The 10,139-nt window shown below is 43.0% G+C and carries 5 protein-coding genes and 1 riboswitch; all 5 genes read left to right on the top strand.

Translation table 11 applies throughout. The annotated features are described in order from the left end of the window. Positions 1 to 191: 191 nt before the first annotated feature. The 5 genes from GPK81_RS04240 to GPK81_RS04220 all read left to right on the top strand — a co-directional run bounded on the left by GPK81_RS04240 (position 192) and on the right by GPK81_RS04220 (position 10,039). Positions 192 to 1,595: an alanine/glycine:cation symporter family protein gene (locus GPK81_RS04240; RefSeq protein WP_021976961.1), complete on the top strand. Its 1,404-nt coding sequence runs from the start codon at positions 192 to 194 to the stop codon at positions 1,593 to 1,595. A 176-nt stretch (positions 1,596 to 1,771) separates the two neighbouring features. Beyond that, positions 1,772 to 2,305 carry a methylated-DNA--[protein]-cysteine S-methyltransferase gene (locus GPK81_RS04235; protein ID WP_118062853.1) on the top strand — a complete coding sequence of 178 codons (534 nt, stop codon included), beginning with the start codon at positions 1,772 to 1,774 and terminating at the stop codon, positions 2,303 to 2,305. A 142-nt stretch (positions 2,306 to 2,447) separates the two neighbouring features. Next, on the top strand, positions 2,448 to 5,147 hold the full coding sequence (locus GPK81_RS04230; protein ID WP_118062852.1) for a DEAD/DEAH box helicase: 2,700 nt from the start codon (positions 2,448 to 2,450) through the stop codon (positions 5,145 to 5,147). Beyond that, positions 5,134 to 7,230, top strand: coding sequence for an ATP-dependent helicase (locus GPK81_RS04225; RefSeq protein WP_021976964.1), 2,097 nt, complete (start codon positions 5,134 to 5,136; stop codon positions 7,228 to 7,230). Before GPK81_RS04230 ends, GPK81_RS04225 begins: the two co-directional genes overlap by 14 nt. A gap of 23 nt (positions 7,231 to 7,253) precedes the next feature. Continuing rightward, positions 7,254 to 7,329: riboswitch (cyclic di-GMP riboswitch) on the top strand. 226 nt (positions 7,330 to 7,555) lie between these two features. Continuing rightward, positions 7,556 to 10,039 carry a hybrid sensor histidine kinase/response regulator gene (locus tag GPK81_RS04220; protein ID WP_215706603.1) on the top strand — a complete coding sequence of 828 codons (2,484 nt, stop codon included), beginning with the start codon at positions 7,556 to 7,558 and terminating at the stop codon, positions 10,037 to 10,039. The last annotated feature ends 100 nt before the right edge of the window (positions 10,040 to 10,139 follow it).

Raw genomic sequence — 10,139 nt, 5'->3', positions numbered from 1 at the left:
ATTTAGAAGAGCTTTTAGAAGCTTAAAAAGTAGAAAAAAATAGAATTTGCAGTTGCTAACCATTCATGCGTTTGTCGTGACTCCTGCGGATAACCTCTTTTCAAAATAGCAGAAATATTGTATTATGGTAACAATTCGGGTTTTTATCCGATATTATCGTATGATAAAAAATTCTGTTACGAGGAGGATTTATGTTCGAAACGATCATTGACGCAATCAACACGTTTCTCTACAGCAAATTACTGATTGTAATATTGATTGGTTCCGGCATCTACTTTACTGTCCGGACCAGATTTCCACAGGTACGTTTATTCAAAAACGCCTGCAGCGCTGTAATGGAGAAACCAGAGGGAGACGAAAGTGTATCATCCTTTCAGGCACTGATGGTCTCCACGGCATCTCGTGTAGGGACAGGCAACATTGTAGGAGTATCTTCTGCCATCTGTATCGGTGGTGTGGGCTCCGTATTCTGGATGTGGATCATTGCCATTCTTGGAAGCGCATCAGCTCTGGCAGAGAGCACACTGGCGCAGATATATAAGAAAAAAGGAAAAGACGGCCAGTGCTACGGCGGCCCGGCGTATTACATAGAGGCGGCATTGCACAGCAGAGGACTGGCAGTGGTTTTCTGTATAGCCATGATCCTGACTTACGCGTTTGGATTTAATATGCTGGCATCCTATAATCTGCAGTCTACATTTTCCGGTCAGCCATTTTATAATGCAGAGATCACGCCATGGATCATTGGAGGAATTCTGGCGCTGGTAACGGGATGGTGTCTGCTGGGTGGCGGTAACAGAATTGTGAAAGTAACTTCTACTTTAGTGCCATTTATGGGCATTGTATATATTCTGATATCCCTGCTGGTAGTGGTACTAAATATCGGACAGCTTCCATCGGTACTGGCACAGATCTTTGAAGAAGCATTTGATTTTAAAGCAATTTTTGCCGGATTTGCCGGATCAGCTATGATGCAGGGAATACGAAGAGGTCTGTATTCCAATGAAGCAGGTATCGGTTCTGCCCCCAATGCGGCGGCGTCTGCAATGGTCAGTCATCCGGTTAAACAGGGACTGGTACAGATGCTGTCTGTGTTTATTGACACATTATTATTGTGCACTGCAACTGCTATGATGTGTCTGGTATCTGGTGTGACACCGGCAAAAGAGCTTCAGGGAGCACCGTGGGTGCAGGCAGCACTTCACAAGACTCTTGGTTCTTTTGGACCATATTTTATTATGATCGCAATGGTATTATTTGCTTTCACTACATTGCTGGGAAATTGCTTCTATTGTGATAATCTGCTGACTTATATCCTTAAAAAGCAGCCGGGTAAGAAATTCATGACGGGATTTCGCCTTGTATCAGCACTGGTGGTGTTTTTGGGAGCGGGAATGGAGATGACATTACTGTGGCACATCTCTGATGTACTGATGGGAGTAATGGCACTGATCAACATTCCGGTGATCCTGCTATTGTCCAACACCGTATTGAAAGCATTAAAGGATTACGAAGGACAGATCCGGCAGAAAAAAAATCCTGTATTCTTCAGTAAAAATATTGATCTGAAGCAAAAAACAGATTACTGGAATTAAAGCACCTGTGAATAGCAGTAAAATGTAATATAACAGTAAAAATAGCAGATAACATACCACTATATTATATGCGGAGGATACCTTGCTGTGTTCTCCGTTTTTTCACATAATTAAAGATAACTATTTCACATAAATTATACTTGAGGTAACACTACTGAAATAAGGAGTGGAAAACTATGATCTATACATGCAAATATAAATCACCGTTAGGAGAAATTTTACTGGCAGCAGATGAAATTGGACTTACAGGCTTATGGTTTGAAGGACAGAAATACTTTGCGAATACACTTCCGGACGAGAGGATTTCACAGGAAACGGAGATTCTTTCAGAAGCAAAAAAATGGCTGGATATCTATTTCTCCGGTGAAAAGCCAACATTTACACCTCCTCTTCATCCTGCGGGATCAACATTCAGACAAGCTGTATGGCAGATTTTATCAGAGATTCCTTACGGACAAACGATCACATATGGAGAAATTGCCAGTAAAATAGCTGAAAGAGAAAATATTTCCCATATGTCCGCCCAGGCTGTTGGTGGTGCAGTTGGACATAATGAAATTTCTATTATCATTCCATGCCATCGTGTAGTAGGCACAAATGGCAGTCTCACAGGATATGCAGGAGGAATTGATAGAAAAATTTCACTGCTTAAGCTGGAACATGCAGATATGAGCCGTTTCTTTGTACCAAAGAAAGGCACTGCACTGTAACATATACTTGAAAAATCTGCATAAAAAATAGAAAAGTGATGTCATATGGGAAGATAAAACTATATGGTATCGCTTTTTTTATGTTATACTGTTTTTATTAAAAATAATATCTATCGAATAAATTGACAGCAAAGGAGCAAGCATGAAGGGGAACATCATTTACAAAAAAACAATCCCTGCCAGATCTCCGGAATATGCAGAGTTTCCCAAAAGCCTGCATCCGGATATCCAGGATTTTCTGTCCGGCCAGAATATAAAGTCTCTCTATACCCACCAGGCAGAAGCTTTTTCCCATGCTATGGCTGGAGAAAATATCGTGATCACCACACCTACCGCCAGTGGTAAATCCCTGTGCTTTTATCTGCCGGTGGTTCAGGAAATCCTGAAAGATCCTGTGACCCGTGCGATCTTTATTTATCCCACGAAGGCCCTGGCAGCTGATCAGTACCGTGCGCTGATCCCCTGGATGGAAGCACTTGGGGAACATCGTTTATCTGTCGGCGTATATGACGGAGATACACCGCCTGCTGAGCGAAAAAGGATCCGGGAACGTGCCAATATCATCCTTACCAATCCGGATATGTTAAACGGCTCCATGCTTCCAAATCACAGCAAATATGGATTCGACTTTATTTTTTCCAATCTGAAATACATTATTCTGGATGAACTGCATGTATACAGAGGAGCTTTTGGTTCTCATCTGGCCAATGTATTTCGCCGTTTATCCAGGATCTGCAGATATTACCACTCAGATCCTCAGTTTTTATGCAGTTCCGCCACCATTGCCAATCCCCTGGAACTTGCGGAAAAGATCTGCGGAAGATCTTTTATCAATATCGCCAGAAGCGGTGCAGGAATATCAGAGCGGATCTATTGCCTGGTCCAGCCAGAAGAGAAACTGAATAAAGATGGCATCCCCTACGGAAAAGAATCTGTTATAAATGTTGCAGCGGACCTTCTTCCTCAGCTGATGGAACGAAGGGAGAGCTTTCTGGCATTTGCCAGATCCAGAAAAAATGTGGAGATCCTGGTGAAAGAAACCAGAGACCATCTGGATGCGGCAGGGTTCTTAGGGACAGCCAGAAAAGAAGAAATCTCCGGGTACCGTGGCGGTTACACTCCTCTGGAGAGAAAAAGCATCGAACAGCGTATGATCTCAGGGGATCTTCTTGGCCTTGTATCCACCAATGCATTAGAACTGGGAATCGATATCGGAAAGATCAGTACAACGGTACTGGCCGGTTATCCGGGAACAAGAGCATCTTTCTGGCAGCAGACAGGCCGTGCAGGACGAGGAAGTGGAAAATGCACCAATTATCTGATTCTTGCCAACCTTCCCATGGATCAGTATATCGCTCTGGAACCGGAATGGCTTTTTGAACACAGCAGTGAAAATGCCATCGTTGATCCAGACAATCTTCTGATCCAGCTTGCACATATCCGGGCTGCGGCAGCGGAACTTCCGTTAACCCTGGATGATGGTGCATTATTCCCGGATCTTGGGGAGACGATCCCTGTACTTATGAAAGTAGATGAAGTCCGAAATATGGGAGGCCGCTTCGCCTGGTCAGGAGGACTTTATCCTGCAGGAGAATTTTCCCTCCGGAATATTGATCAGAACAAGTATCAGCTCATTAACAAGGAAACCGGAAAAAATATCACGGAGATGGATGAGGAACAGGCTTTTCATGAGATCCATGAAGGTGCCGTTTACATGCACGACGGAGATTTTTACCAGGTTGTAAAAATGAACCTGGAAAGCAAGATCGTGGAAGCTGTGCCATTTCATGGAAACTATTACACAGTACCTGGAAGCGAGACCAATATCCGTATCATACACAGACATAAAAAGCAGCAGTGGGAGAGAAGTGAACTTTCTTTTGGAGATGTAAATATTGCAGATTTTGTATACATGTATAAAAAAATGCAGTTCCATAATCATCAGAACCTGGGTTTTGAACAGCTCACGAAACCACTTTCCAAGAATTACGACACAGAAGCTACCTGGCTCAGACTTCCTGAAAATGTGGTCAGACAGTACCGCAATCTCTTACAGCCGGACAGAAACGGTTATTATGTAAGAAATAACCACTTTGAAGGTCTGATGTTTGCGTTGAAAAATGCAGCTCTGATGGTGACAATGACAGAAGGTTCCGATCTTGGGGTGGCAATGTCCACCAATGCACTGGAACTTTCCGGAAGCACTTCTGAGGAGGTTTCTCTCTATTTTTACGACCGTTATGTAGGAGGCCTTGGATTTGCAGAAAAGATCTATGATCTGATCCCCAAAGTGACAGAACAGGCTATCCGAATGGTTTCCGGCTGCAGGTGCAAAAACGGCTGTGCAGTCTGTATTGGAAATGACAGGCTTGACCGGAACGTGATCCTGTGGGGGCTGAAAAATTTATCTGAAGAATCGGAACTGACCGTGCAGAAAACGAGGAATATTTCTTATCCGGATGAAAAGAATACAGAATGGAATCGATCAGGACAACGGGAATTCACATTATCTGATCTGCAGGAGAAGTGGGTTTTATTCTGCAATCGGGTCAAAGAAAATAATAACACATTTGCAGGATTTTTCTCAATGGTATCCGGACTGGAAGTCAAAGACTCCTCTCTGATCCTCTATCTGAGAGATCCGTTTTATGCAGAATGGGCCAATATGCAGGAGAACCGAACAGGAATCTCCAATGTGCTCAGTACTTACGTCTTTCTTCCGGTTGATTTCCGCTTTGCGATCCTTACAGATACAGAGAAACCGGAAGATATGCTAAAACGTGAAAAAATGATGCGCAGATATCACACTCTGAAAAAGGATGAAACATATGGAACTGAATGATTATCAGAAAACAGCGGTTCTGGATGAACATAATGCCTGCCTGGTCCGCGCAAACGTAGGAAGCGGAAAAACAACGGTTCTTATCGAAAAGATCCGTTATCTTCACCAGCAGAAAAAAATCCCCCTGGAAAATATGATCGTTCTGACCTTTACAAATAAAGCAGCAGGCGAGATCAAAAACAGGCTGAAGATCCAAAATATAGAAGAAAACCCCTCGTCTCTTTTCTATGGAACATTCCACGGCATTGCCCTGAAGCTCCTTCAGGAAGTGCTTCCATTAGAAGAACTTGGCTACACAAAAGATTTCCAGGTCTGTCTGCCTGAAGAAGAACTGGAACTTGCCAATCAGCTGATCCACCAGCATACTCTCAGGATCAAATATAAAAACCGTCTTCGAAAAAGACTGGATCATAAATACAGGTCAGCCACATCCAGACAGCCCGGATACCAGGACGATTTTCCGAAACTGGTAACTCTCCTTACAGAAGAAAAACGGAAACAGAACAAAATGAGCTACGAAGACCTGTTGCAGTGTGCCACGAAACTTCTGAAAGATCATCCACAGCAACTTTTGCAGCTGAAATGGATCATCATTGATGAAGTGCAGGACTGCGATGAACTTCAGTTTGAACTGATTCGTCAATTAAAAAGACCGGAAGTCGGGCTTTTTGCAGTGGGCGATCCCAATCAGGTGATCTACAGCTGGCGTGGAAGTATGTTCAATATTTTTTATAAATTCCGTGAATTGTATCACGCAGAAGAACTATCCCTTCCTGTAAATTACCGTTCTTCCCAGACGATCCTGGCAGTTTCCAGAAGATTTCAGGAATCCGGGGATTCTCTTACCGGCGTACAGGAAGAAGGAGAAAAAATCTCTGTCAAAAATCATTACGATCCTTTTCAGGAAGCAGAATATCTGGCAGAAAAGATCCTTGCTCTTCATGAAAGAGGCGTTCCACTTGAGGAGGTCGCAGTGTTTTACAGGCTTCAGAGCCAGTCAGAGATCCTTTCAAAAGTTCTGGAAAAACATCAGATCCCATATGAAATCTCTCAGAAGAAAATCATTCAGGATATTCCGGTTCTTGCCTGGTTTCTTCATATACTGCGTTTTTTAAGCAATCATGAGGATCTTACCAGCGGAACTTATGTCCTTTGCGACAAAACTTTCGGGGAAGGATGGACCTCAAAAAAAGCCCGGACAGAGATTCTGAATTTTACACAAGGGAGTGTATTTCTCTCGAAATCCTTACTTTTTCAGGCCATGTGGGAGTATCGGGACACAGGCTCCGGCTACATAAATCTGTGGGAACAGCTTTCTCTGGAAAAATATCTCCGACCGTCTTCCAGCGACTATAAAGAAAACAGGAGGCAAATCCTTTCCCTGTTAAAGAAAATGGAATCCTATCACAGTATCAGGGATTTTCTTAATGATCTTGTACTGAATGGCATGGAACCGGAAAAAGATGCGGTTTCCGGAGAATCTGTAAAACTGATGACGCTCCATGCCTCCAAAGGGCTGGAATTCGATTACGTATTTATCATTGGTGTAAATGATGGGCTGATTCCCTTAAATAGCCGTGATGCTTCTACAGAAGAGGAAGAGAGGAGACTGTTTTATGTGGGAATGACAAGAGCAAGGAAATTCCTGGAATTATCTTTTTACATCAATCCCGGAACTGCGCGGGTATTTCCAGGTCCAGGTCGCTACCTTTCCAGTCTTCCGGAGAAATATCTTGCCCATCCGGCAGATGCCACAAGAGATACAAAAGAAGCTGCCCGGCACCTTCAGGACCTGAAAAAGATGATCCTGGAAGAAAAACTCCGAAAATTGGAAACACCGAAAGAATATGCCAGATCCCAGGAACAGGAAACTTCTTTATCCCCAGATGAAAAGACAGCATTGCCGGAAAATATCCCACCAGAAACACCAAAACAACTTGTAGAACATCCCAAATACGGCCGCGGGTCCATTATCTCCGAAACCGAAGATACCATTGTGATACAATTTGATGATTACGGCGAAAAAGAAATGCTAAAAGCCTTTTCACAGCTGAAAAAAATTCCAAACAATATTCCCGTATAAATATACACTAAAATTATTAAAAAAATAAACACGGGCAAAGCAGCCGAAAGACTGTGGCGCAAAGCTATAGGGCCTGTAAAATGGCAGCCAGTTGCATAATTCAAAAGCACTATAGTTCTCTCTGTCTGAACATGGTGCTTTTTTTATTTTACCCCGTGGAGAGGAAATGGTGATGCAGATGGTGCACTTCTGATGTCCTATACGGCTCAGAAGCTGGCATGAACGGATATATACCAAAACCGGTAAGTATCAAGGATATCACAAGGAGATTAAACGGAAATATCGTGTAAAAAACAACGAAGAACTGGATGGCGCAATTTACGAAATGCTGCAACTGCTTGGAAAATGCAGTGGTGCCGATCGAGTATATATTTTTGATAAAAAAGAAAAGAACCGAAAAGAATACTTCTGTCTTCAGTATGAATGGAAAAATGAGGACGACATATTAGAAAAAGAACAGTTATTTTCAGAAATCACGGTAGAGGATATTCCACATTGGACAGACGAACTGAAAAAAGGATTGACGATCCAGGTTACAGATTGTGAAGAACTTTCTCCTATGGAACAGGAATACAACCTGATGAAGAAACATCACACATATTCCCGCGTCCTCGCACCTATTTTCAGCAGAGACCATTTAAGCGGATTTATCGGAATGGATCATTTTTATAAAGGAATCTCAGAACTGTTTATTCATCAGCTTGCGTTCGTAGGTGCTCATCTGAATACAGCCAGGGAAAATCTCCGCATGTTTACGCTTCTGGGAAAAAATCTTGAAAGCATGGAAAAAGAACGTCAGATCCTGAATGTTCTCTGTGAGGACTGTACTTCTGTATATAAAGTCAATCTTCTGGATGATACTGCCGAAGTTGTAAAACTGGAACAGGGTGCCAACGCTCCGAAGATTCCGAAAAGCAGAGAAAAAATCATACTTTGTTACTCAAAAGAACTGAAATACTATTATGATCATTTTGTCATAAAAGAATCCGCGCCGGATTTTTTGGAGACATTTGACTGTCAGAATCTGATAGGCGAGCTTAAAACCAGGGATAAGATCAGCCGCAGATATCAGTCCCGGGAAAATGCCAACAGGCATCAGTATTTTGAAATCAGAGCCACCAGACTTCCTTCTTCAACGGATTTTCCGGTTCTGATCGCTTTTCGTCATGTAGATGAGATCATAAAGGAGGAGCGAAATCATCAGAGAGAGCTGGAAGATTCTCTGGCAGAAGTGAAAATGAACAATGAGATCATATCCGCCATCAGTAAGATCTACTACATGATCTACCGGATCGACCTTCAGGATTTTTATTATGAGGAGATTACCGGCGGCAGTGAAAATCACCGTTTTACAGGAATGAAGGGAACCGCAGCTGCCCATATCACCAGTGATAGCAGCGAAAAAGTCGCGTCCAAATACAGGGCCATGGTAAAACAGTTTTATGACCTCTCCACTCTGAAAAAACGTCTGGAAAAAGAGGAGTCCATTGCAGTTGACTACCTTGCCACAGATAACAACTGGCATCTGGCCAGGTTTATTGTCCAGTCAAGAGCGGAAGATGGAACAGCCAGACAGGTTCTGCTTGTGATCCGCGTGATCAGTGAGGAAAAAAGGCGGGAAAAATATCTCATAGATGCGGTAGAAGAGGCCAACCGTGCCAATGAGGCAAAATCAGAGTTCCTTTCCAGAATGTCCCATGACATCCGGACTCCTATGAATGCCATTATGGGATTTACCAGAGTTGCAAGAAACCATCTCCATGAACCGGACAAAATACTGGACTGTCTGGATAAGATCAACTTAAGTGGAAGTAATCTGCAGCAGCTGATCAATGATGTCCTGGATATCTCCAGGATCGAAAGTGGGGAATTTCGCATTGATTCTGAGCCAGTAAAACTGTCTGAATTATGTAAACTTTACGAACAGAATATCCGTGGAACAGCAGAAGATAAGAACCAGAAATTTATCTGTAACCGACATGACATTATTTATGATACCGTGCTGTCTGACCGTCTGCGGATCGGTCAGATTTACATGAACCTGTTATCCAATGCAGTGAAGTATACTCCTGAGGGAGGAATGGTTGAACTGGAAGTTTATGAGGAACCATTTCCGGATAAAGATAAGATCCGCCTGGTTTCCATTGTCCGGGATAACGGGATTGGAATGAGCGAAAAATTCATGAAAGAAATGTATTCTCAGTTTTCCAGAGCAATTGATACAAGAGTGAATAAAGTACAGGGAAGCGGCCTGGGCCTTGCTATTGTAAAAAAGATCGTCGACCAGATGAACGGAACCATTGAAGCAACAAGCAGACTCCACGAGGGAACCACTTTCCGTGTGACTCTGGATGTACCTTTTATCAGGGAGCAGGAAGTATCAGAGACAACCGCGGAAATTCCGTTCTTCAAACTCAGGCCATCCAGGATCATAAAAACGCTTCTGATCGCAGAAGATAATGACCTGAATTATGAGATTCTGGAAGAACAGTTGGAAATGTACGGCATTCACTGTGGCCGGGCAGTAAATGGGAAAGAATGTGTACAGCTTTTTGAAATCGATCCCTCCGGAACATACGATGCCATTCTCATGGATATGCAGATGCCTGTGATGAATGGTCTTGATGCAACCAGGGCGATCCGCCGTCTTCCATCCCCGGAATCAAAACAGATCCCAATCATCGCACTGACTGCCAACGCCTATCTGGAAGACGTCCAGAAATGCAAAGAAGCAGGAATGAACGATCACATGTCCAAACCTGTACAGATAGAACAGATCATCCGAACTGTGGAGAGATGGATGAAATAATCGATATAGCGAATTCCAAATGCGCACGACAAACGCATGAGTAAATAAATTGTGAACACACCCCTTTTCTAGTAAAATAAAAGAAAAAGGGGTGTTATTT

Source organism: Blautia sp. MCC283, assembly GCF_018785565.1.
Lineage (GTDB): Bacteria > Bacillota > Clostridia > Lachnospirales > Lachnospiraceae > Blautia_A.
This window is presented reverse-complemented; position numbering and strand designations above follow the sequence as displayed.

Excerpts from the sequence above, each read along its gene's own strand:
- GPK81_RS04240 (WP_021976961.1), top strand. The coding sequence starts at position 192 with ATGTTCGAAACGATCATTGACGCAATCAACACGTTTCTCTACAGCAAA.
- GPK81_RS04230 (WP_118062852.1), top strand. The coding sequence starts at position 2,448 with ATGAAGGGGAACATCATTTACAAAAAAACAATCCCTGCCAGATCTCCG.
- GPK81_RS04220 (WP_215706603.1), top strand. The coding sequence starts at position 7,556 with ATGCTGCAACTGCTTGGAAAATGCAGTGGTGCCGATCGAGTATATATT.
- GPK81_RS04225 (WP_021976964.1), top strand. The coding sequence starts at position 5,134 with ATGGAACTGAATGATTATCAGAAAACAGCGGTTCTGGATGAACATAAT.
- GPK81_RS04235 (WP_118062853.1), top strand. The coding sequence starts at position 1,772 with ATGATCTATACATGCAAATATAAATCACCGTTAGGAGAAATTTTACTG.